A 23139-nucleotide genomic window follows, 5' to 3' on the forward strand; every position below is an offset into this window, starting at 1 on the left:
GCCGGGCGCGCGGATTACGCGCCGGCGGATAGGTCGGTGGACGGCGGCGGCATTGTGCCGGCGGGGGCGGGGGCCGGCAACGCGCGGGCCCGACGCAGGAGATCGTGGAACGCGGCGCGCAATTCAAGCCCCGACCGCTGCGATGCGCCCGGCCGCGCGACGACGACATAGTCGCCAGGCGCGAGCGTGGCGCGCAGGCGACGGAATTCGTCGCGCAGCTGGCGCTTGATGCGGTTGCGGCCGACGGCGTGCGGGTCGACCTTGCGCGAGACGGCGAGGCCGAGGCGCGGCGCGATCGCGTCGTCCTGCGTCCAGTGCAACGCGAGCACGGGAAGTCCGGCGCGTCGACCGCCTTTGAACACACGATCGAAATCGGCACGCGTTCGCACGCGCGCCGATCGGGGAAAGCGCTGGGAGATCATGATGCGTCGTCGACGCAGGCGTCCGCGGCGATCTGGCGCGGCGCGGACGCGGCCCGGCGAGACACGCCAGGCGACCGGCCGAAGCCGATCAGGCCGTCAGGCGCTTGCGGCCCTTGGCGCGGCGGCGGGCAAGAATCTTGCGGCCGTCGGCGGTGGCCATGCGCGCACGGAAGCCGTGGTCGCGCTTGCGCTTGAGGTTGCTGGGCTGGTAGGTGCGCTTGGTGGCCATGAGGCACTCGCGAAGAACGGCAAAAGTGAACCCGGAAGTCTAGCGGGCCGTGCTTGCCCGGGTCAAGCCGGCGTGACGACGCAACTCCAGCGGGCGGTGTGGACAACCCTGTCCCCGCCCTGTGGATAAATGATAGGCTGCCCGACCCCCGAACGGTTGGACGCGGCCTCGCCCGAGGCATCCGCGCCGCCGGCTCGTCGCCTTCGTTTCCGCTGAATTTCCCGGGTTTTTGCCTTGTCGACGATGGATGCCTGGCCGCGCTGCCTCGAACGCCTGGAAGCCGAACTGCCGGCCGAGGACGTGCACACGTGGCTGCGACCGCTGCAGGCCGACCTGCAGGGCGACCGCGCCGTGCTGTACGCGCCGAACGCCTTCGTCGTCGACCAGGTGCGCGAGCGTTACCTGCCGCGCATCCGCGAGCTGCTGAGCTATTTCGCCGGCGCCGACGAGGTCCGCCTCGAGGTCGGCGCGCTGCCCAAGCCCAAGAGCGCGGTCGCGACCCCGTCGTCGATGAGCGCGTCGAGCGCGCCCGCTCCGGCGCCGATGCCGTTCAACGGCAACCTCGACAACCACTACACCTTCGAGAACTTCGTCGAAGGCCGCAGCAACCAGCTCGGTCGCGCCGCGGCGATGCAGGCCGCGTTGAAGCCGGGCGATCGCGCGCACAACCCGCTGCTGCTCTACGGCGGCACCGGCCTCGGCAAGACGCACCTGATGTTCGCCGCCGGCAACCTGATGCGGACGAACAACCCCGGTTTCCGGGTGATGTACCTGCGCAGCGAGCAGTTCTTCAGCGCGATGATGAAGTCGCTGCAGGACAAGACGATGGACGCCTTCAAGCGGCAGTTCCAGCAGGTCGACGCGCTGCTGATCGACGACATCCAGTTCTTCGCGGGCAAGGACCGCACGCAGGAAGAGTTCTTCCACACCTTCAACCAGCTGTTCGACGGCCGCCAGCAGATCATCCTGACCTGCGACCGCTACCCGCGCGAAGTCGAAGGCCTGGAGCCCCGGCTGAAGTCGCGGCTGGCGTGGGGCCTCAGCGTGGCGATCGAGCCGCCGGACTTCGAGACGCGCGCGCAGATCGTGCTCAGCAAGGCGCGCGAGCGCGGCGTCGAGATTCCCGAGGACGTCGCCTTCCTGCTCGCGAAGAAGATGCGCAGCAACGTGCGCGACCTCGAAGGCGCGCTCAACACGCTCGCCGCGCGCGCCAACTTCACCGGCCGCACGATCACCGTCGAGTTCGCCCAGGAGACGCTGCGCGACCTGCTGCGCGCCCAGCAGCAGGCGATCGGCATCCCGAACATCCAGAAGGTCGTGGCCGACTACTACGGGCTGCAGATGAAGGACCTGCTCAGCAAGCGCCGAACGCGCTCGCTGGCGCGGCCCCGGCAGATGGCCATGGCGCTCGCGAAGGAGCTCACCGAGCACTCGCTGCCCGAGATCGGCGACGCCTTCGCCGGCCGCGACCACACGACGGTCCTCCACGCCTGCCGGCAGATCCGCACGCTGATGGAGACGGACGGCAAGCTGCGGGAAGATTGGGACAAGCTCATCCGCAAGTTGAGCGAGTAAGGTGTGCATGGCGCCTGTACGCGCCGGGGGCAAGCTGTGGACAATTCGGAGCGGTCGCGATGACGGCCGGTTTGTCCACAGGTTGATCACGATCCCGAGGGCGGTTTCCAACAGGGTCGTTAGGTCAGGAAAAACCAGAGATTTCAAAGGCTTGAGAGGGTTTTACCGGATTTCGGCGCCCTCCACCGCCACCATGCTTTTGATTTAATCCACTCTTTAGAAACGGAACGGGGATCGGGGTCCAGATGCGCTTTTCCCTTCAACGCGAAGTGTTCTTGAAGCCACTCGCGCAGGTCGTCAACGTCGTCGAGCGACGCCAGACCCTGCCGGTGCTCGCCAACCTGCTGGTGCAGGTGCAAGGCGGCCTGCTCTCCCTGACCGGTACCGATCTCGAAGTCGAGATGGTCTCCCGCGTCGCTGTCGAGGACGCCCAGGACGGCGAGACGACGATCCCGGCCCGCAAGCTGTTCGAGATCGTGCGTGCCCTGCCCGACGGCAGCCGCATCACGATCAGCCAGAGCGGCGAGCGCATCAGCGTCCAGGCCGGGCGTTCGCGTTTCACGCTGTCGAGCCTGCCGTCGACGGATTTCCCGTCGCTGGATGACGTCGACGCCACCGAGCGCGTGCAGGTACCGGAAGCGGCGCTCAAGGAGCTGATCGAGCGCACCGCGTTCGCGATGGCGCAGCAGGACGTTCGCTACTACCTCAATGGCCTGCTGTTCGACCTGCGCGAGAGCTCGCTGCGCTGCGTCGCGACCGACGGCCATCGCCTCGCGCTGTGCGAGTCGGGCCTCGAGGGCACGGGCGCGCAGACCAAGCGCCAGATCATCGTGCCGCGCAAGGGCGTGACCGAGCTGCAGCGCCTCCTCGAGGGCGGCGACCGCATCCTCGAGCTGGAAATGGGCCGCGGCCACCTGCGCGTGAAGCGCGACGACGTGACCTTTACGAGCAAGCTCATCGACGGCCGCTTCCCCGACTACGAGGCGGTGATTCCGATCGGCGCCGACAAGGAAGTGCGTATCGACCGCGACGTCCTGCGTGCCGCCCTGCAGCGCGCGGCGATCCTGTCGAACGAGAAGTACCGCGGCGTGCGCATGGAAGTCTCGCCGGGGCAGATCAAGGTCTCGGCGCACAACCCCGAGCAGGAAGAGGCGCAGGAGGAGGTCGAGTGCGAGACGCGCGTCGATGACCTCGCCGTCGGTTTCAACGTCGGCTACGTGCTCGATGCGCTCGGCTCGCTCAAGGACGAGGTCGTCGTGGTGCAGCTGCGCGACGCCAATTCGTCCGCGCTGATCCGCGAGGCCTCGAACGAGCGATGCCGCCACGTGATCATGCCGCTGCGGCTCTGACCGCTCGGTTCCACGTGGAACATCGGACGCCCGGCTTCGGCCGGGCGTCGTCGTTTGCGACGCCAGTGAACGACAATGCCCTCTGGCCGGCGTCACCGTGAGTCGTGCCGGCCGCGGCTACCCTCTCCCGCCCCCTGGACTCGTCTTCGCCTGTGCAGGTCACCCGCCTCGACATCCGCCGGCTGCGGCGCTTCGACGACGTCAGCCTGGCGCCCGCGCCCGGCCTGAACCTGCTGATCGGTGATAACGGGGCCGGGAAGACCAGCGTCATCGAGGCCCTCCATCTGATGGCCTACGGTCGGAGCTTCCGCGGGCGGGTGCGGGAGGGGCTGGTCCGGGCGGGTGCGGAGGCTCTGGAGCTGTTCGTCGAGTGGGAGGAGGCGACGGGAAGTGGCGTTCGAACCCGACGCGCCGGGCTCCGCCACAGCGGCGGCGACTGGACCGGCAGGCTCGACGGCCAACCGGTGGCGCAGATCGGTGAGCTGTGTGCGGCGCTCGCGGTGGTGACGTTCGAGCCGGGCAGTCATGAACTCGTCCACGGCAGCAGCGAAGTGCGTCGCCGGTTCCTCGACTGGGGACTGTTCCACGTGGAACACGGGTTCCTTCGTCCGTGGCGGCGTTACGCGCGGGCGCTGAAGCAGCGCAACATCCTGCTCAAGCAGCGGGTGCGGGACGCCCAGCTCGATGCGTGGGACGCCGAGCTCGCCGAGACCGGCGAGGAACTGACCGAACAGCGGCAGCGCTACGTAGCCGCATTGGCGCCGGGCTTCGCGCAGGTCGCGGACGAGCTCGCGCCCGGGCTCGGCGTCGCCTCCCTCAGCTAGTCACCCGGCTGGCGTCGCGACGAGCTTTCGCTGGCCGATGCCCTGCTGCTCGCCCGCGACCGGGACCTTCAGGCCGGCCACACGAGTGTCGGTCCGCACCGGGCCGACTGGCGCCCCGCCTTCGCCGCAATCCCGGGCCGCGACGCCCTGTCGCGCGGCCAAGCCAAGCTCGCCGCGCTCTCGGCCCTGCTGGCGCAAGCCGACTTTCACGCCGAAGCGACTGGCCAGCAGCCGGTGTTCGCACTGGACGACTTGGCCTCCGAGCTCGATCGCCACCATCAGCGCCGTGTCCTGCAGCGTCTCGCCGAGCGCGGCAGCCAGGTTTTCGTCAGCGGTACGGACATCCCCAGCGCGATCGCCCAACTCGACCTGTCGCCCAAGGTGTTTCACGTGGAACACGGCAGCATCTCGGCGATCTGAGCGACGCCGTTCATCCCCCGTCCGCCGTTGCGCTGAGACGCGCTGCTATACTTCGCGCACGTAAAGCTAATGTGTCGCGACGCCCCCGCACCCCGCGGACGCCGGTGTCGCGCGAGGCGCCTGCCTGATGTCCGAGATGCATGACGAGGCGATGCCGACCCCGGCACCGTCCGATTCCTACGACTCCTCCAAGATCACCGTGCTGCGCGGCCTCGAAGCCGTGCGCAAGCGTCCCGGTATGTACATCGGCGACGTGCACGACGGCACCGGCCTGCACCACATGGTGTTCGAGGTCGTCGACAACGGCATCGACGAGGCCCTCGCCGGCCACGCCAACGAAGTCACCGTGACGTTGCACGCCGACGGCTCCTGCTCGGTGTTCGACAACGGCCGCGGCATTCCCGTCGACATCCACAAGGAAGAGGGCGTTTCGGCGGCCGAGGTGATCCTCACCGTGCTGCACGCCGGCGGCAAGTTCGACGACAACTCGTACAAGGTGTCCGGCGGCCTGCACGGCGTCGGCGTGTCGGTGGTCAACGCGCTGTCCGAGAAGCTCTGGCTGGAGATCTGGCGCGACGGCTACCACTGGCGCCAGGAGTACGCGCTGGGCGAGCCGGTGTATCCGCTCGAGCGCCTGGAAGCGTCGGATCGCCGCGGCACGCTGCTGCGCTTCAAGCCGGCGGCCGAGATCTTCACCGACGTCGAATTCCACTACGACATCCTCGCGCGCCGCTTGCGCGAACTCTCGTTCCTCAATTCCGGCGTGCGCATCGTGCTCGCCGACGAGCGAGGCGACGGCAAGCGCGACGTGTTCGAGTACGAGGGCGGCATCCGCTCCTTCGTCGAGCACCTGGCGCAGCTCAAGAACCCGCTGCACCCGAACGTCATCTCGGTGACCGGCGAGCAGAACGGCATCACGGTGGACGTCGCCCTGCAGTGGACCGACGCCTACCAGGAAACGATGTTCTGCTTCACCAACAACATCCCGCAGAAGGACGGCGGCACGCACCTGCAGGGTTTCCGCGCCGCGCTGACGCGCACGCTGACCAACTACATCGAGCAGAACGGCATCGCCAAGCAGGCGAAGGTCGCGCTCTCGGGCGACGATATGCGCGAAGGCCTGATCGCCGTGCTGTCGGTGAAGGTGCCGGACCCGTCGTTCTCGTCGCAGACCAAGGAAAAGCTGGTCAGCTCTGAGGTCCGCCCGGTTGTTGAAAGCACGTTCGGTGCACGTTTGGAGGAGTTCCTGCAGGAACACCCCCACGAGGCGCGTGCCATCGCCGGCAAGATCGTCGACGCCGCTCGCGCCCGCGAGGCCGCGCGCAAGGCCCGCGACCTCACCCGCCGCAAGGGCGCGCTCGACATCGCCGGCCTGCCCGGCAAGCTCGCCGACTGCCAGGAGAAGGATCCAGCGCTGTCGGAGCTTTTCATCGTCGAGGGCGACTCGGCGGGCGGGTCGGCCAAGCAGGGCCGCAACCGCAAGACGCAGGCGATCCTCCCGCTCAAGGGCAAGATCCTCAACGTCGAGCGCGCGCGTTTCGACCGCATGCTCGGCAGTGCCGAGGTCGGCACGCTGATCACCGCGCTCGGCACCGGCATCGGCAAGGACGAGTACAACCCGGACAAGCTGCGCTACCACCGCATCATCCTGATGACGGACGCGGACGTGGACGGCTCGCACATCCGCACGCTGCTGCTGACGTTCTTCTATCGCCAGATGCCGGAGCTGATCGAACGCGGCCACGTCTACATCGGCCTGCCGCCGCTCTACAAGATCAAGCAGGGCAAGACCGAGCTCTACCTCAAGGACGACTCGGCGCTCGATGCCTATCTCGCCGGCAATGCGGTCGACGGAGCGTCGCTGATTCCTGCGGACGGCGAGCCGCCGATTTCCGGCGAAGCGCTGGAGAAGTTGCTGCTCGCGTATGCGAATGCGCGCGAAGCGATTCGTCGCCATGCGCACCGCATCGATTCGCAGGTGCTCGAAGCGCTGCTCGACATCGCGCCGTTCAATGCCGGCACCGCGTCGGTCGACACCGACGCATTGAAGGTGATCGAAGCGCGCATCAACGACGGCCTGCTCGGCAAGCCGACGTATCGCCTCGAGTGGAACGCGGCCGAGGAATCGCGACCTGCCGCATTGCTCGTGCGTCGCATGCACATGGGCGAGGAAACGGTGCAGATCCTGCCGATGCCCTCGTTCGAAACGGGCGAGTTCCGCGCCATCCGTGAGGCCGCAACGTTGCTCAACGGCCTCGTCCGCGACGGTGCGCAGATCGTTCGCGCCAACAAGGCGCAACCGGTCACGCGCTTCGCCGAGGCGTACGCGTGGCTGATGGACGAAGCGAAGAAGGGTCGCCAGATCCAGCGCTTCAAGGGCCTGGGCGAAATGAACCCGGAGCAGTTGTGGGAGACCACGGTGAATCCGGAAACGCGTCGCCTGCTGCAGGTGCGCATCGAGGACGCCGTCGCCGCCGATGCGATCTTCTCGACGCTGATGGGCGACGTGGTCGAACCGCGTCGCGAGTTCATCGAAGAGAACGCGTTGAAGGTCGCCAACCTCGACGTGTAATGCATCACCGCATCGTGTGATCAGAAGAGCCCGGTTCGCCGGGCTCTTCGTTTTTAAGGGTTTCGCTTTCGCCCGCTGTGCACTGCGTGCACGCCACGTGAGTGCATGAACCGCACATCGCCGCGCACTGTGCGTTTGACAACCCCTTGATTCTCCGCCGCTTACAACCGAAGCCCCATTCAGCCGGATACCGCCATGAAACCGCTTCTGCTTGCGCTGGCCATCACCCTCGCGGTCTCCGGTTGCGCCACGACCACGACGTCGCCGACGGGCCGCAAGCAGACCGTCGGTGCGGTGTCGCAGGAACAGCTCAACCAGCTCGGCGAGCAGGCCTTCGCGCAGGCGAAGGCGCAGACGCCGCAGAGCACCAACGCGACGCAGACCGCGTACGTGCGCTGCGTCGTCGGCGCGCTGACACGACAGCTCGCGCCGGAATGGCAGCAGGGCGGTTGGGAAGTCGCGCTGTTCCAGAAGGACGAGCCGAATGCGTTCGCGCTGCCGGGCGGCAAGGTCGGCGTGTACACCGGCATCTTCAAGGTCGCGACCAATCAGGATCAGCTCGCCGCGGTGATCGGCCACGAAATCGGCCACGTCGTCGCGCGTCACCACGACGAACGCATCACCAAGCAGATGGAAGCGCAGACGATCGTTGGCCTCGCCGGTGCGATCGCAGGCGCGAAGTACGGGTCCGGCATTGGCAATGCGGTCTCGCAATACGGTGCTGCCGGTGCGCAGACGCTGTTCCTTCTGCCGAACTCGAGGCAGCAGGAAAGTGAAGCGGACATCATCGGCCAGCAGATGATGGCGAAGGCCGGCTTCGATCCGCGCCAGGCCGTGAACCTCTGGCAGAACATGGCAGCGCTCGACAGCAGCCGTCCGCCGACCTTCCTGTCGACGCACCCGGATCCGCAGTCGCGACTCGCGGAACTCAGCCAGCGCGCCGGTGGTCTGATGCCGACGTACCAGCAGGCGCAGGCATCGGGATTGCGTCCGCGCTGCGGCTGACCGGCGCCGGAACGAGCCCGGCCGACGCCCTACGCACCCGTTCCACCGCCGGTCGCGATTCTGCTAGCGTGACCGCCCCCGCGGCGTTTCGGCCGCGTCCCCCGCCGCACGTGTGCGGTAGAACGAGGTTCCTTCGATGAAGTCTTTCGATCGCCGCCAGCAGCTGCTGGCAGCCGCCGTCGCCGCGCTCGCCGGCGTCGCCACCCTCGCCCCGGTCGCGCACGCGCAGGACATGACCGACACGTCGTCGACGAGCCCGGCAGGCCGTCGTGCAGCGCGTGAGAAGGCCAAGCAGGCCGAACAGGCGGCCGCCACGAAGGGCAGCACCGCGGCGCCGACCGCCGCGCGATATCCGAATGCGACGCGCAAGGACCCGCAGGCCAAGGCATCGGCCAAGGGCGCGAAGCGCCTGCAGTCGCTCGTCGAGCTTTACAACGGAAAGAAGGATGCGGAAGTCCGCGCCGCGGCCGATGCGATCATCGCCGACGCGAGCGCGACGCCGTACGAGAAGGCGTTCGCGGCGCAGCTCGCTGCACAGGGTGCGATCGGCGCGCAGGATTACGATGCCGCGCTGAAGTACATCGGCACCGCCGTCGACGCCGACATCCTCGACAATGACCAGCATTTCACTCTGATGCTGCAGCGTGCGCAGCTGCAGGTGCAGGCGAAGGATTACAACGGTGCGCTCGCAAGCGCGCAGCGCTTCCTCGACGACACGAAGTCGAACGACCCTGCCGCGCTCGCGGTCAAGGGCAACGCGCTGTATCGCCTCAATCGCTATGCCGAAGCCGCCGATGTGCTGACGCCGGCGGTTGCCGCGCAGCCCGATCGCGACGACCTCAAGCAGCTTCTCGCCGATTCGCTGCGTCGCAGCGGCAAGGCCGACGAAGCGATCCGCATTGCGGAACAGTCCGCCGCGGGCAATCCCGGCGACAAGCGGGCGCAGTTCAACCTCGCGCAGAACTACATCCAGACCAAGCAGTACGACAAGGCGGTCGCGACGCTCGAGCGCATGCGCCAGTCCGGTCAGCTCACGGACGAGACGGATTACCGCCAGCTGTTCTCGTTGTACGCGAACATGGAGGGCAAGGAGAAGGAGACGATCGCCGTCATCAACGAAGGTTTGTCGAAGGGCGTGCTGAAGCCCGACTACAACGTCTATCTGTCGCTCGCGCAGTCGTACTACTACAGCGACCAGGTGGAGAAGGCGATCGAGAATTACAACAAGGCCGGTCCTCTCGGAAAGGACGGCACCGCGTACTACAACCTCGCGGTGCTGCTGAAGAACGAACAACGTATTCCCGAAGCAAAAGCGGCCGCGCAGAAGGCACTCGACAAGGGCCTGAAGAATTCCGCGGACGCAAAGAAGATCCTCGCTACCCCGAGCAAGTAAGACAACGCGGCAGCGGTCACAAGCGCGTAAAAACCGCTTGGAACCGCTGCTGCTGTTTGGTATATGCTTGGTAGTTCCCACGGGCGTGAAGACCGTTGGGGTGAACCACGCCCGCGGCGCCATGGCGTCCGGAATTCCCTCCTGAGCAATGGCGCATGACGCAAGACCTCTCCCACGCCACTCGTCGAGATAGCGAAGGGCTGAACTGGCCTCGTATTGCCGGTATCTCCTCCGCGATCGCCGTGCACGTCGCGGCACTCCTTCTTCTTCTCGTGCCGGCCACTGCGCCGAAGGTGCACAAGGAGGAGGAGCAGGTCACCGTCGTGAACCTGATCAAGCCGCCGCCGCCGCCCCCTCCGCCGCCGCCGCCGCCGCCGGAGCCGCCGAAGCAGCTGATCCTCAATCCGCCCAAGCAGCAGATCGTCCAGCCGACGCCGACGCCGCCGCCGCCGGAGCAGCCGCCGATCATCACGGAGGATGCCAACGCGATGTCGACGCCGGCCCCGCCGCCGGCTCCGCCCGCGCCGCCGGCCGCCGCGCCTGCGCCGCCGACCGAGCAGAACGGTGGTGCGGCCAGCGTCTGCGGTCGTGCGCCGATCTCGTATCCGCCGACGGCGCTGCGCGAGCAGGCTGAAGGCACGACGTCGGTCACCGTCACCTGGACGGCCGACGGCACGATCCAGACCGCAACCGTCCGCAAGAGCTCCGGCAATCGCGACCTCGACCGCGCTGCGGTCTCCCAGGTCAAGCGCTGGAAGATCTGCCCGGGCACGACCGGCTCCGGCTTCGTCGACTTCCAGTTCACGCTCGGCGGCTAAGCGAGCGCAGCTCCACCCACCCTTTGCACCACCTTTCAACTACTCAACAAAGGTAAGCGTCATGTTGCAGGAAACCCTCGCCCAAGCCGCCGCCACCGGAGGCAACGCCGCATCTGCCCTGACGCAGATGGGCCCGCTGCACCTGCTGCAGGAAATGACCGGCAATCCGGGCCAGTACATCATCTCGTGGGTCGTGCTCCTGACCCTGACGCTGATGTCGGCCATGTCGATCTACTGGATCGTCATGAACTTCATCAAGAACACCCGCCTGCGCGCCAGCAGCGACCGCGTCATCAGCACGTTCTGGGAAACCCCGAACGCGCAGGACGCGATCCGCTACATGGAAGAGCAGCCGCGCTTCGAGCCGTTCTCGAAGATCGCGCTCGACGCCGCCCAGGCCGCTGCCCACCACCAGCGTCACGAGGGTTCGCGCCTCGTCGAGTCGCTGAACCGCTCCGAGTTCGTCGACCGCGCCCTGCGCCAGGCCGTCACCCGTGAGTCGTCGCGTCTGGAAGCCGGCCTGACCGTGCTCGCCACCGTCGGTTCGACCGCTCCGTTCGTCGGTCTGCTCGGTACGGTGTGGGGCATCTACGGCGCGCTGATCCGCATCGGTGCTTCGGGCCAGGCGTCGATCGACGCGGTCGCCGGTCCGGTCGGCGAGGCGCTGATCATGACCGCCCTCGGTCTGTTCGTCGCGATCCCGGCGGTTCTGGCGTACAACTTCTTCAACCGCCTGAACCGCGTTACTAACAACAAGTTCGATACGTTCGCGCACGACCTGCACGACTTCTTCGCGACCGGCGCGCGCGTCGGCGAAGTCCCGGCCAAGCGCTAATCACCGGTCGAACGTCCTAACCGGAGTCGGAAATGGCCTTCAGTTCAGGCAACAGCGGCGGCCCGATGGCCGAGATCAACGTCACCCCCCTCGTGGACGTGATGCTGGTGCTGCTGATCATCTTCATGATCACGGCGCCGCTCATGACCCACAAGGTGAAGGTGGAACTGCCGCAGGCCAACCTCGAGAAGCGCAACGAGGACCTGCCGCCGGTGCCGCCCGTCACGCTGACGGTCAAGGACGACGGTTCCGTGTACTGGAACGACGAGCCGATCCAGAAGGGTCTGCTCGAGAGCCAGTTCTCGGTGATCGCGCAGCAGACGCCGCAGCCGCAGATCAACGTCCGCGGTGACAAGACGACCAAGTACCAGGTCCTGAAGGAGCTGGTCGACATGGCCCAGAAGCAGGGCATGCGCAAGGTCGGCTTCGTCGCCACCAAGGAAAAGTAAGGAACCGCCATGGCTTTCAGCACAGGCTCCGGCAGCGGCCCCATGGCCGACATCAACGTGACGCCGCTCGTCGACGTCATGCTGGTGCTGCTGATCATCTTCATGGTGACGGCGCCGACCCTCTCGTACCCGATCGACATCAACCTGCCGCAGCCGACCCTCAACCCGCCGCCGCAGGACAGGGAGCCGCCGCCGCCGGTCTCGCTGAAGATCGACGCGTCGGGCACGGTGTCCTGGAACGGTGCACCCGTTGCGCTGAACCAGCTGCAGAACCTGATGTCGCAGACGGTGCAGCGCGATCCGACCAACCAGCCGCGTCTGGAAATCGACGTGAACGGTCAGGCCGAGTACGAAACGCTGGCGAAGGTTCTCGCGTACGCGAAGAACGCCCAGATGGACAAGATCGGCTTCGTCCAGACCAACGAGTGATCGCAGTACGGCGCGTCAAGAACTCGAACAACGTCGCGCCGCAGCAATAACGATTTACCGCTTACCTTGTTGAAAGCGCCGCCCTCGGGCGGCGTTTTTTTTGGCCCGTTTCCGGTCGCGCGCATCGTCCACGCGCCGAGTGCTTTATCGCCGCATCGAGCGCGCGTGACGGCGTCTGTTCGCAGGCGCTGCAGATCGAATAACACGGGACGGGTCGAGCGCGTCCTAGAAGACAAGATCGCGTATTGCCGACTACCCGACGTTCGCACACATAGCGATGTCGACTCGCCGCACCGGACTTATTCGTAAGCGCTGCGAATCACGCGCAGATAGCCATCGACCGTCGCGCGGAGGCCGTCGTACAGCGCCTCGCTAATCAACGCGTGGCCGATCGACACCTCGAGAACATCGGGTACGCCGCGAAGGAACGATGCAAGATTGGCCTGGCTGAGATCGTGGCCTGCGTTGACGCCCAGTCCGACCGCCTGCGCACGGCGTGCGACAGTCGATGCCGCCGCGATTGCTGCACGCGCATCGCCATGCGCAAAGGCTTCGGCATAGGGTCCGGTGTAGAGCTCGACGCGATCGGCGCCCACATCCGCTGCGCGCTCCACGCCACGCGCCGACGGCAATGCTGCTGCGTCCGCATCGGCGTCGACGAACAGGCTCACGCGACAGCCGAGCGACCTCAACGCCGCAACCAGTTCGCGAAGCCGGCCCAGGTCGCCACCGAAATCGAAGCCGTGGTCCGAGGTGATCTGCGCATCGCTGTCGGGCACGAGCGTCGCCTGCGCAGGGCGCGTCGCTTCGCACAAGGCGAGGAAGCCGGGATAGCCGGCACGAGGTGGGGCGAACGGATTGCCTTCGATGTTGAACTCGACGCCGCGCGCGCGCGTCAGCTCCGACAGGCTGTAGACGTCGTCGGCCGTGATGTGCCGCGCGTCGGGGCGCGGATGCACCGTGATGCCCGCGGCTCCAGCATCGAGACAAGTTGCTGCCGCCCGTACGACGCTCGGTTCGCTGCCGCCTCGGGAGTTCCGAAGCACCGCGATCTTGTTGACGTTGACGCTGAGCAAGGTCATGACCCGATCGTAGCGCGACGCACCACGATTCGCGCGCAGCCTCCATGGCGACTGCCGACGTGCAGCGTCGTCAATGCGGCGGAAAGACGAAAGCCGCTAGGGACGGAGTTCGATGCGAGCAACCGTCGAGCGGCACATGCGCGCGTCGCGGCCAGTCGATATGGCCCTCGAGGGCAGAGCTATGCCAATGCCAACGTGGCAGTCGCCGGCCACGCTGACGACGGCTGGACGTCGTTCGCCATCTGGCCACATCCCCGCAAGCAAACACGCACGTGCGCGGCCGCACGTGCAGCAATCTCTGCGCAACCGACTTTGCAGCAGCTCGACGTGACGCGCCGGCGTGGTGCACGCGAAGCCCCCGAGTGCGTACCAAAGCGAGGCGTACGTTACACGCCCTGCGCATGCGATTCGCAGGCCGCGAGCCTCCGCGCCAACCGGTGCGCGCGCTCCGCACGCCGCGAGTCGCGTGCATCCACCCAAGGCGCGGCCACGCAGCGCGATTAAACGGTCGGCGGTTCCGTGTTCGCCGCTGCGGCCTGCCGTGCCTCCGCCTGCTCGCGCAGACGCGTGAGTTCCGCGGGGTCGACGATCATCGCGGGGTTGCCGCTCCGACTTTCGAGGCGTGCCGCCAGCAGGCCCATCAACCATGCGATCACCAGCGCGAACGCGACGATCAGGGCGACCACCATCAACGCGGTCGAGGCGGTCTTGAAGGCGACGGCGAAGGCCGCGATCGCGAGCAGGAGATAGAGCCAGGACATGCGATGTTCCTCGTGGGACGAGGCGAGTGTAGCGCCGTCATCCGCCGCTGGGCCTCGTCCGGGCCGCGACGTCGACCGTCTATCGGAGCGTTGTCGCGCCAAGGCACGCCGGCTGCGGCCCAACGCAAGCTGCCCATCCGCTGGAACCGTCGTTCCGCCTTCAAGGGGCTTCGTCGGCCGCGCCATGCCCCGCGCGGAATCCGGCACGCGCGCGACAGCCCATCGCGGCAACCAACGCCTCTATCCACTGCATTGAGCGACCCACGGCTACAACAACGGCGACATCAACCGCGCTAGCGCTTCCGGCAGCTTCGCCCGTAGGAACGACCGATGACGATCCACGCGCACCCGCGGGGCATGCGACATGTCGTGATGCAGGATGTCGGCGAGCGACGCCGCGATCCCCGCGTCGCGGAACAGCATCGATACTTCGAAGTTCAAACGGAAACTGCGGTGGTCGAAGTTCGCGCTGCCGATGATCGCGATGTCGTCGTCGCAGAGCAGCGCCTTGGTGTGCAGCATGCGCGGGCCGTATTCGTGGATGCGAACGCCGGCAGCGAGCAGCTCGTCGAAGTACGAGCGTGCCGCGTAGGTCACCAGGCGCGAGTCGCTGGTGCGCGGCACGAGCAGGCGCACGTCGAGGCCCGCGAGCGCGGCCGAGGTCAGCGCCATCATCGCGGCCTCGCCCGGCACGAAATACGGCGTCGCCAGCCACACGCGCTGGCGTGCGCCGTGGATCGCCGACACGTGCATGCGATGGATCGCCTCCCACGACGCATCCGGCCCGGATACCACGACCTGCGCCGACACCTCGCCGGGCTCGAACGTCACCCGAGGCAGGCTCGGCGGCCGCTGCCCGGTCGCGTAGATCCAGTCCTCGATGAAGACCTGCTGCAGTGATGCCAGCACGTCGCCTTCGAGTCGCAGGTGGAGGTCGCGATAGGCGTCCGGGCGCAGGCGCTCGTCTTCCTCGTCGGTGACGTTGATGCCGCCGGTGAACCCGATGCGGCCGTCGATGACGACGATCTTGCGGTGCGACCGCATGTTGAGCCACGGCCGCCGCCACCGCGACAGCATCGGATGGAACCACGCGACCTCGGCACCGGCCTCGAGCAACGGCGCGAGGAAGCGATGACCGACCTTCGCCGAGCCCACCGCGTCGATCAGCAGACGCACCGCGACGCCCGCGCGCGCACGTTCGATCAGCGCATCGCGTACGCGGGTGCCGGTGCGGTCCGGCTCGAAGATGTAGTACTCGAGGTGCACGTGTTCCTGTGCGTTCCCGATCGCCTCGAGCAGCGCATCGTAGGTCGCACCGCCATCGACGAGCAGGCGTACGTCGGTGGCGGTGGATGCAGGCAGGCGCGTCGTCGCCAGGCCGAGGCGGGCGAGCTCGCGCGATTCCGCGGCTTCGGCGCTGTCGGGCGTCTCGGGCATGCGCGCACGCGCGCGACCGCGACGCAGGCGCTGGCGTCGGATGCGCTGCGGGCCGAACACGTAATAGACGACGAAGCCCACATACGGCAGCGCGGCGAGGCTGATCAGCCAGGCCAGCGTCGCCGCCGGTTCGCGTTTCTGCAGGACGATCCACAGACCCAGGCCGACGAGGTAGACCAGCCAGCCGGCCAGCAGCCACGCGCCCAGCGTCGGGTGTGCCCGCACCAGCCCGTGCAGGGCGTCGACGAGACTCAGCACGACGCCACCGCGGGCGCGGCCGGGACAGGGCGGGGTGGAGCGGCGTGCATCGTTCGCGACCGGACGGACACCGGGCGCCCGATCATACGGCCGCTGCGTCGAGGCGGAGGTGACATCCACAGCCGGGTCGCGGAGGGTGAGACGACCGCGACCGACAATCGGCGCATGACCGACGCCCGCAAACCGCAGAAGCCGATCAAGGGCCGCGGCTCGGCGTCGCGGGTGGCCGGCCGGTTCGAGGTAACGACGACCGAAGGCGTCGACGATGGCTGGGGTTCGGTCTACGAGGATCTCGTCGATCCGCCGAAGCTCGCGACCACCGTCACCGAAGAACGCGCGCGCACGATCCTGACGCGCAACCAGTCGCCGGACGTCGGCTTCTCGCAATCACTCAATCCGTACCGCGGCTGCGAGCACGGCTGCGTGTACTGCTTTGCGCGGCCGACGCACGCGTATCTCGACCTCTCGCCCGGTCTGGACTTCGAGACCAAGCTCTACGCGAAGACGAACGCACTCGAGCGGTTGCGCGACGAACTCGCCAAGCCCGGCTACGTGCCGATGGTGACTGCGCTCGGCATCAATACCGATGCCTACCAGCCGATCGAACGACGCTACGGCATCACGCGGCAGGTGCTCGAACTGTTCGCGGAGACCAAGCATCCGGTGAGCTTCGTCACCAAGAGCGCGCTGATCGAACGCGACGTCGACCTGCTCGCCCAGATGGCGCGCGACAACCTGGTCAGCGTGCACTTCTCGGTGACGACGCTCGACAACCATCTCGCCTCGAAGCTCGAACCGCGGGCCACCGCGCCGCATTCGAAGTTGCGTGCGATGAAGACGTTGACGGACGCCGGGGTGCCGGTGGGCGTGATGGTCGCGCCGGTGATCCCGATGATCACCGACATGGAGATGGAGCACATCCTCGAGGCCGCGTACGAACACGGCGCGCGCGAGGCCGGCTACACGCTGCTGCGGCTGCCGTACGAGCTGAAGGACGTGTGGCGCGAATGGCTGGAGCTGCACTACCCCGATCGCGCCGCGCACGTGATGAGCCTGGTGCAGCAGATGCGCGGCGGCCGCGACTACCAAGCGGAATTCGGCACGCGCATGACCGGCACCGGCGTGTTCGCGCAGCTCGTGCAACAGCGCTTCCGCAAGGCGCGTGCGCGCATCGGCTATGGGCGGTATCCGGAACTGGATGCGAGCAAGTTCGTGCCGCCGCGGAAGGTCACGCCGCAGGGTGAGTTGTTCTGATCACACCGGCCACAACGGACCACCCAGCCACAGCCACTGCGCCATCCACGCGCTGACCAGCGCGATCGTGGCGGTCAGCGGCACGCCGACTTTCAGGAAGTCGGCGAAGCGGTACTGCCCCGGCCCGAGGATGAGGAGGTTGCCGTGGTGGCCGATCGGCGTGAGGAAGGCCACGACCGCACCGAGCGCCGTGCACACCACGTACGGCGTCGCCGGCTGATCGAGCGAATGCGCGACGTTCAGCGCGATCGGCGCGAGCAGCACCGTCGTCGCGCCGTCGGAGAGGATCTGCGTGAGCAGCGCGGCCGCACCGAACATCACCAGCAACACGCCGAGCGGCGGCCAGTGCGCGACGACCTTGAGCAGCGCATCGGCGAGCAGTTGCGCCGTGCCGGTCGATTCCATCGCGATACCGAGCGGGATGACGCCGGCGATCATCACGAAGATGCGCACGTCGATCTCGCGATAGGCGCGGTCGACGTCGACGCAGCGCGTCGCCACCATCGCGACCGCGCCGCACAGGAACGCGAGCGGCGCGGGCAGCCATTCGGTCGCCGCGGCGATCACGGTCGCGGCGAGGATGCTCAGCGCAAGCGGTGCGCGCAGCCGTCGCATCGCTTCGCCGCCGAACGGCATCAGCATGAGGAAGCCGTGGTGCGCGGCCAGTTCGGCGAAGCGCGACGCGCGGCCGTAGAGCACGAGCAGGTCGCCTTCGCGCAGGCGCTCGTCGGCCAGGCGCGTGCTGTGCACGCCGTAACGACGCCACAGGCCGCCGACGACGACACGGAAGCGCCGCGCGAAATCGAGTTTGCGTAACGAACGGCCGATGAATTCCGACGCCGGCGCGACAACCGCCTGCACGAACTGCGTATCGCCCTCGCCGTCGATGTCGCGGCCGAAGCGCGCGATCGCATGCAGGTCGAGGCCCGGATCGTCGTGCAGCGACGCCATCGCGTCGGCCGACGCCTCGACGAGCAGCAGATCGCCGGCGATGAGCGGGCTCGCGTCACCCAGGTCGTCGCGAACGCGGCCGTCGCGCACCCAGCCGTGCAGCTGGAAGGTGTCGCCGAGCGCGTCGCGCAGTTCGGCGAGCGGGCGCGTGCTCCAGCGCCCGCCTTCGACGACGCACAGCTCCGTGCGATAGCGATCGAGCGTCATCCAGTCGTTGCCGCTCGCCGCGCCCGCACGCCGCGGCAACAGCCAGCGCGCCAGCAGCATGTAGGGAATGCTGATCGCGACGAGCGCCAGGCCGATCGGCGTGATCGAAAAGATGTGCAGCCGGCCCGCGTGCGAACGTTCGAGCAGGTCCGCCGCGAGCAGGAACGCCGGCGCGCTGACCAGCGTCAGCGTGGTGCCGAGCGACGCCGCGAGCGACATCGGCATCAGCAGTCGCGACGGCGACAGGCCACGCGCCTGCGCGAAGCGGGTGACGATCGGCAGCATCATCGCCGTCACCATCACGTGGTGGGTGAACGACGACAGCGCCGCCACCGCCGGCATGATCACCAGTACCGCGCGCCATTCGCTCTGGCCGGCCGCATGCCCGATCCATTGGCCGAGGCGTTCGGTCACCCCGGTCGCCGCCAGCGCGCCGGAGATGACGAATACCGCTGCGATGATGATGGCGGGCTCACTGGCGAACCCCGACAACGCCTGCTTGGCGTCGAGCACGCCGGTCAGCACCAGCGCGACCAGCGTCAGCATGGCGGTGACGTCCACGCGCAGCCGCTCGCTCACGAAGAGATAGAGCGCGCCGGCGAGGATCAGCAGGAAGGCGATCTGGTGGACGTCCATGGGCGAGCCGTCGGGTGTCGACCGATGCTGCCACCGACGACGGTCAACGCCGCGCGTGCAACCGGACCGGGTCTTCACCCCCGGGGACTAAACTCAAGGTTTCCGCTTGTGCCCGCCCGCCGTGCCTACTCCTATGCCGACCGACCGGATGGATCCGACGGCCAGCGCCTCCACGGCCTGGCTCTCGGCCTGCGCGGCGCCGACCGCGTTGATCGATGCGGACGGGCGCGTGCTCGCGGCGAATGCCGCGTTTACCCGACGCCTGCACGTCGGCGAGGGCGCACGCCTGGCCGACGTCGACCCCGCGCTGGGCGATCGCGCGACGCTTGATAGCCAAGGCCCGAGCGACGTCGCCGGCCATCCGACGGGTCACCTGCACATCGGCACGCTCGACGCCACGCATCGCGTCGCGCAGTGGATCGATACCCCGCCGGACCATCACGCCGAGCAGCGCCAGCTGCAGATGTTCGCCGACACCGTCGCGCACGACCTGCGCGCGCCGCTGCGGTCGATCGAAAGCTTCGCGAAGCTGCTCGAGGATCGCGCGTCGGAAAAACTCGACGCCAGCGAGCGCATGCACCTCTCGCGCATCCGCGCGGCGGCGACGCGCATGTCCGGCCTGCTGGTCGCGCTGGGCGAGCTGTCGCGCGCCGCGAGTGCGCCAATGCAGCCGGGCGAGGTCGACATCTCCATCCTCTGCGAATGGGCGCTCGCCGAACTGCACGATCTCGACCACGGGCGCGACGTCATCGTCCATGTCGATCCCGGCCTGCGTGCGGTCGGCGACGAACGCCTGCTCCGACAGTTGCTGAAGTCGCTGCTGGAGAATGCGTGGAAGTTCACACGCAACGTCGACCAGCCGCGCATCGACGTACACGGCGAGCGTGTCGGACGACGACTCAAGCTCGTGATCCGCGACACCGGTGCGGGTTTCGACATGCAGTATGCTCACAAGCTATTCCAGCCGTTCCAGCGCCTGCACGGGTTGGACCAAGGCGCAGGCCACGGGCTCGGTCTCGCCATCGCGCAGCGCATCGCGCAACGGCATGGCGGGCACATCACCGCCGAGTCCACCGAAGGGCAGGGCAGCACGTTCACCGTCGACCTGCCCGCCGTCGACGACTGAGGCGCCGATGCACAAAGACATCCTTCTGGTCGAGGACAATCCGGACGACGTCGAACTCACGCGACTCGCGTTCGACGAAGCCAAGATCGCGAACCAGCTCGCGGTCGTCGGCGACGGCGCCGAGGCGCTCGACTATCTGTTCGCGCGCGGTCGCTTCGCCGATCGCGATCCGGCCGACCTTCCGTCGCTGGTGCTGCTCGATCTGAACCTGCCGAAGGTGGACGGTCGCGAAGTGCTGCAGGCGATCCGCGGCAACGACGCCACGCGCTCGCTGCCGGTGGTCGTGCTGACCACGAGCACCGAACCGTTCGACGTCGAAGCGACGTATGCGCTCGGCGTGAACAGCTACATCCAGAAGCCCGTCGACTTCGAGCAGTTCGTGTGGGCGGTGAAGCAGGTCGGGCTGTACTGGCTGGTGCTCAACCACTCACGGCCGTGACGTCGCAGGCGAAGCGCGTCTGGCTCGCGCTCGCCGCACTCGTTCTCTCCGTCCCCGTCGCCCTCATCGCGACGTTCGCGCTCGCGCCGCTATGGCGGTGGATCGAAGCTGCGACCGGGATCGAATCGATCGGCCATTCGGGTCCGGCGGCGTGGTGCGTCGGCGCGGTCGAAGCATTGCTTGTCGTCACCGTGCTCACCGCAATGGCACGACGTCGCTGACGCCTCAACGCGCGCCGAACAGCGTCTCCGCACGCTGGAACAGGATCCAGCTCGTCGCGATCATCTTGTCGCCGCCCTGCGGCCGATTGCCGCGGTGCGTATGGGTGAACGCGGCGGGTGCGATCAACAGCGCACCCGTCTTCGGCGCGATCTTGCGACGCTGATAGAGGAATTCGGTTTCGCCTTCGCGGAAACCGTCGTTGAGATAGACGGTCCATAGCAGGTGGCGGTGCAGCGTTTCCGCGCTCGCGTCGCGCGGCATCAGTTCGCAGTGCCAGTACGGATACCCGCCGCGGCCGGCGGTGTAACGCTGCAGATTGATCGTGCCCGGACGGAACAGCTGCATCAGCAGCGGCGTGAGCGCGGCATCGTCCATCGCCTGCAGGCGCTCGCCGGTGAGGCGATGGCGCTTGTCGCCGTCCTGCATCTCCAGCATCAGCGGCGCGACGACGGTATGCGGCCAGCGCCGCACGTAGTCGCGCAGGCCCGCGACCACCGCTTCGTTGAGCGTGTTGGTGACGTCCAGCCACTCCTCGCGTGTGGAGATGGCGAGGTCGAGGCTGTCCTTCATGTCCGGAAACACACCACCGCCGACGCGCCCCGGCTCATGCCCGGCGCCGCGCGAGAAACGTTCGACCACCTGCGCGCACCACGCCGGATCGAGCGCGTTTTCGATGACGTGGATGAAGTCGGGCGCGGCGGTGTCGTCGGCGGTCATGGGGCAATGGGACGGCGGCGGGCGGACGGCGATCCTCGCACGGCGCTCCCGGTTTCGCGGATGAAACACGGGCCCCGAGCGGGCGGTCCGAACCGGCCGTAACGGCGGAAACGCTGGCCCGGCGTGGTCCGGCAGCCACGACCGTGGATAGGGCCGCTGTCACGGCGCGTCGATATCGGTGAATTCTTCCTGAGCGGCGTTTCAGGAATGAAACGATTGAGCTCGCCGACCTCGGGCCGGCCTCGGTCTTCACCGCAAAAACACCTTTCCGAACAATCACTTAAAAAGTTGGCACGGGACTGGCTCCTAGGGGCATACCCCAGCGGAGTCCACCCGTGCCCCTGTCCCGCCCCGCCCTGACGCTGACCCTCGCCACCGCATGCCTTGCGGCGGGCCCGGCTTGCGCGGGCGACGGTGCCCCCTCCCCCACGGGCATGGACGCGGCGCAGAACCTGACCATGGTGGTGGTGCGCGACGTCAATCCGCGCATCGCCTACCGCGGCCTGCCCGACACCACCGACAACCCGGCCCGCGTCACGGCCACCGTCTTCCCGGGCCAGGTCTTCGGCAACGCGCTCGGCGGAATCATGGACACGCTGGTGGGCGACAGCGCGCTGGGCGACACCGCACCGACCTCGCTCGACCTGCGCACCGCCCGCGAGCCGCGCATGGTCGGCGGCGAGGCGATCGAACTGCGCGCCGGCATGCCGGTCGGCGCGGGTGCGACGCCGCTGGGCATGAGCGGAACGATCGGTAGCACGGTGCTCAGCGCGACGTCGGGCATCGCCGACACCGTGACCAACGCCGCCATGCGCGCGACCAAGATCGGGGTGGGCCCGTGATGCGTCGCGCGTCGATCGTGCTCACGCTGCTCCTCCTCGCTCCGGCCGCGTTCGCGCAGTCGCGCGACGACAGCCGCATCGACGGCAATGCCGCCGCCGATGTGTCGGGCGTCGCCAGCCTCAACGTCGCCGCGGGCGTCGGCAACGCACAGACGAACCTCCGCGCGATCGCGATCGGCGATGCCAGCCTCGCGATGGCGTTCGGCGCGCAGGCGGTCGACACCACCGGTGCGGATCTTTCGCGCGATGCGCACGCCACGATCAGCGGCGGCGCGCTCGGCAACGCGACCGGCGTCATTGGTGTCAACCAGATCGCCGGCCAGGCGAACGCGCAGGCGAACCTCGTCGCGATCGGCACCGCGGCGGGCGTCACGTTCGCGCAATCCGTCGACGAATCCGCGCTCGCCGCGACGGCCGCGCCGACGTCGACCACCACCAGTTCAACGCCCGTCGGCGTGCGCGAAGCGCGCATCGATGCGGGCGCGATCGCGGCGCCCACCGGCGTGCTGCAGATCAACCAGACAGCGGGCGTCGGCAACGCGTCGGCGAACGCCATCGTGCTCCAACTGCCGGGGGGCACGCCGTAACCCACGGCAGCTAGGCAGACCCACGTCGTATCAAGGAGAGAACCCAATGAAACTGCATCGCACGCTGATCGCGCTGGCCGCCAGCGCACTGTTCGCCGCCCCGGCCTTCGCTTACGGCGACGCCACGATCTTCAACTACACCGATTCCACCGACTACGCGATCACGCTCGGCTTCGTCGACGTGTATGGCGACATCAGCGTCTCCAGCAAGTCCGCTGCGGTCGCCGACCAGACGCAGGAAGCGGTCGAGAACTTCTCGATCGGCGACGGCTCGCACGCCGCCGACTTCAACGGCAACGC

The 23139-nt window shown here is 67.8% G+C and carries 23 protein-coding genes and 1 pseudogene; 17 read left to right on the forward strand and 7 right to left on the reverse strand.

Features of this window, described 5'->3' with window-relative positions; translation table 11 throughout:
- Window positions 1-14 precede the first annotated feature (14 nt).
- Both rnpA and rpmH read right to left on the reverse strand, forming a co-directional pair.
- On the reverse strand, window positions 15-422 hold the full coding sequence (gene rnpA / locus EVS83_RS12290; RefSeq protein ID WP_133501332.1) for a ribonuclease P protein component: 408 nt from the start codon (window positions 420-422) through the stop codon (window positions 15-17).
- Window positions 423-510: 88 nt separating this feature from the next.
- Window positions 511-651 carry a 50S ribosomal protein L34 gene (gene rpmH, locus EVS83_RS12295; protein WP_027083663.1) on the reverse strand — a complete coding sequence of 47 codons (141 nt, stop codon included), beginning with the start codon at window positions 649-651 and terminating at the stop codon, window positions 511-513.
- A gap of 243 nt (window positions 652-894) precedes the next feature.
- Between rpmH and dnaA the strand changes: the two genes are divergently transcribed.
- The 10 genes and pseudogenes from dnaA (at window position 895) to EVS83_RS12345 (ending at window position 12320) form a co-directional block, all read left to right on the forward strand.
- Entirely contained in the window at window positions 895-2226 is a 1332-nt protein-coding gene (gene dnaA, locus EVS83_RS12300) for a chromosomal replication initiator protein DnaA (protein ID WP_133501333.1), read from the forward strand.
- Between the two features lie 245 nt (window positions 2227-2471).
- Window positions 2472-3575: a DNA polymerase III subunit beta gene (gene dnaN / locus EVS83_RS12305; RefSeq protein WP_133501334.1), complete on the forward strand. Its 1104-nt coding sequence runs from the start codon at window positions 2472-2474 to the stop codon at window positions 3573-3575.
- A 152-nt stretch (window positions 3576-3727) separates the two neighbouring features.
- Window positions 3728-4819, forward strand: a pseudogene (recF, locus tag EVS83_RS12310) (DNA replication/repair protein RecF).
- A gap of 136 nt (window positions 4820-4955) precedes the next feature.
- Complete coding sequence (gyrB, locus tag EVS83_RS12315) at window positions 4956-7391, forward strand: DNA topoisomerase (ATP-hydrolyzing) subunit B (RefSeq protein WP_133501355.1); 2436 nt, start codon at window positions 4956-4958, stop codon at window positions 7389-7391.
- 195 nt (window positions 7392-7586) lie between these two features.
- Window positions 7587-8396, forward strand: coding sequence for a M48 family metallopeptidase (locus EVS83_RS12320; protein ID WP_133501335.1), 810 nt, complete (start codon window positions 7587-7589; stop codon window positions 8394-8396).
- A gap of 136 nt (window positions 8397-8532) precedes the next feature.
- The gene (locus tag EVS83_RS12325) at window positions 8533-9789 is read left to right on the forward strand and encodes a tetratricopeptide repeat protein (RefSeq protein ID WP_133501336.1); all 1257 of its coding nucleotides are present in this window, start codon (window positions 8533-8535) and stop codon (window positions 9787-9789) included.
- Window positions 9790-9944: 155 nt separating this feature from the next.
- The gene (locus tag EVS83_RS12330; protein WP_133501337.1) at window positions 9945-10607 is read left to right on the forward strand and encodes an energy transducer TonB; all 663 of its coding nucleotides are present in this window, start codon (window positions 9945-9947) and stop codon (window positions 10605-10607) included.
- Window positions 10608-10668: 61 nt separating this feature from the next.
- The gene (locus tag EVS83_RS12335) at window positions 10669-11442 is read left to right on the forward strand and encodes a MotA/TolQ/ExbB proton channel family protein (protein ID WP_133501338.1); all 774 of its coding nucleotides are present in this window, start codon (window positions 10669-10671) and stop codon (window positions 11440-11442) included.
- Between the two features lie 32 nt (window positions 11443-11474).
- On the forward strand, window positions 11475-11891 hold the full coding sequence (locus tag EVS83_RS12340; protein WP_133501339.1) for an ExbD/TolR family protein: 417 nt from the start codon (window positions 11475-11477) through the stop codon (window positions 11889-11891).
- 9 nt (window positions 11892-11900) lie between these two features.
- Window positions 11901-12320, forward strand: a complete 420-nt coding sequence (locus tag EVS83_RS12345) for an ExbD/TolR family protein (RefSeq protein ID WP_133501340.1) — start codon at window positions 11901-11903, stop codon at window positions 12318-12320.
- Window positions 12321-12619: 299 nt separating this feature from the next.
- Here the strand turns inward: EVS83_RS12345 and EVS83_RS12350 are convergent, their stop codons facing one another.
- From EVS83_RS12350 to cls, 3 genes are all read right to left on the reverse strand, one after another.
- Window positions 12620-13402 (reverse strand): pyridoxine 5'-phosphate synthase, encoded by a 783-nt coding sequence (locus EVS83_RS12350; RefSeq protein WP_133501341.1) that lies wholly within the window; start codon window positions 13400-13402, stop codon window positions 12620-12622.
- A 500-nt stretch (window positions 13403-13902) separates the two neighbouring features.
- Window positions 13903-14163: a hypothetical protein gene (locus EVS83_RS12355; RefSeq protein ID WP_133501342.1), complete on the reverse strand. Its 261-nt coding sequence runs from the start codon at window positions 14161-14163 to the stop codon at window positions 13903-13905.
- 267 nt (window positions 14164-14430) lie between these two features.
- Window positions 14431-15858: a cardiolipin synthase gene (cls, locus tag EVS83_RS12360; protein WP_246022930.1), complete on the reverse strand. Its 1428-nt coding sequence runs from the start codon at window positions 15856-15858 to the stop codon at window positions 14431-14433.
- Window positions 15859-16023: 165 nt separating this feature from the next.
- Here cls and EVS83_RS12365 point away from each other — a divergent pair, with 165 nt between their 5' ends.
- Window positions 16024-17112, forward strand: a complete 1089-nt coding sequence (locus EVS83_RS12365) for a PA0069 family radical SAM protein (protein ID WP_133501343.1) — start codon at window positions 16024-16026, stop codon at window positions 17110-17112.
- Here the strand turns inward: EVS83_RS12365 and EVS83_RS12370 are convergent, their stop codons facing one another.
- On the reverse strand, window positions 17113-18906 hold the full coding sequence (locus tag EVS83_RS12370; RefSeq protein ID WP_133501344.1) for an SLC13 family permease: 1794 nt from the start codon (window positions 18904-18906) through the stop codon (window positions 17113-17115). It lies immediately after the preceding gene.
- Between the two features lie 133 nt (window positions 18907-19039).
- On the opposite strand from EVS83_RS12370, the gene EVS83_RS12375 reads away from it, so the two are divergent.
- From EVS83_RS12375 to EVS83_RS12385, 3 genes are read left to right on the forward strand one after another with little or no spacing between them, the layout of a single operon-like run.
- The gene (locus EVS83_RS12375; protein WP_133501345.1) at window positions 19040-20032 is read left to right on the forward strand and encodes a sensor histidine kinase; all 993 of its coding nucleotides are present in this window, start codon (window positions 19040-19042) and stop codon (window positions 20030-20032) included.
- Between the two features lie 7 nt (window positions 20033-20039).
- Entirely contained in the window at window positions 20040-20471 is a 432-nt protein-coding gene (locus tag EVS83_RS12380; protein WP_133501346.1) for a response regulator, read from the forward strand.
- Window positions 20468-20692, forward strand: coding sequence for a hypothetical protein (locus tag EVS83_RS12385; RefSeq protein ID WP_133501347.1), 225 nt, complete (start codon window positions 20468-20470; stop codon window positions 20690-20692). The genes EVS83_RS12380 and EVS83_RS12385 overlap by 4 nt, the downstream gene beginning before the upstream one ends.
- Window positions 20693-20696: 4 nt before the next feature.
- On the opposite strand, the gene EVS83_RS12390 is transcribed toward EVS83_RS12385, so the two are convergent.
- Window positions 20697-21410 (reverse strand): 2OG-Fe(II) oxygenase, encoded by a 714-nt coding sequence (locus EVS83_RS12390; protein ID WP_133501348.1) that lies wholly within the window; start codon window positions 21408-21410, stop codon window positions 20697-20699.
- Window positions 21411-21745: 335 nt separating this feature from the next.
- Here EVS83_RS12390 and EVS83_RS12395 point away from each other — a divergent pair, with 335 nt between their 5' ends.
- The 3 genes from EVS83_RS12395 to EVS83_RS12405 form a co-directional block, all read left to right on the forward strand.
- Complete coding sequence (locus EVS83_RS12395) at window positions 21746-22252, forward strand: hypothetical protein (protein ID WP_133501349.1); 507 nt, start codon at window positions 21746-21748, stop codon at window positions 22250-22252.
- The gene (locus tag EVS83_RS12400) at window positions 22249-22839 is read left to right on the forward strand and encodes a hypothetical protein (protein WP_166636895.1); all 591 of its coding nucleotides are present in this window, start codon (window positions 22249-22251) and stop codon (window positions 22837-22839) included. The genes EVS83_RS12395 and EVS83_RS12400 overlap by 4 nt, the downstream gene beginning before the upstream one ends.
- Window positions 22840-22885: 46 nt before the next feature.
- On the forward strand, window positions 22886-23139 hold a 254-nt coding region (locus tag EVS83_RS12405), incomplete at its 3' end, for a hypothetical protein (RefSeq protein WP_133501351.1).

Origin of the sequence: Cognatilysobacter terrigena, from assembly GCF_004361065.1 — a bacterium.
GTDB classification, from domain to species: Bacteria; Pseudomonadota; Gammaproteobacteria; order Xanthomonadales; family Xanthomonadaceae; genus Cognatilysobacter; species Cognatilysobacter terrigena.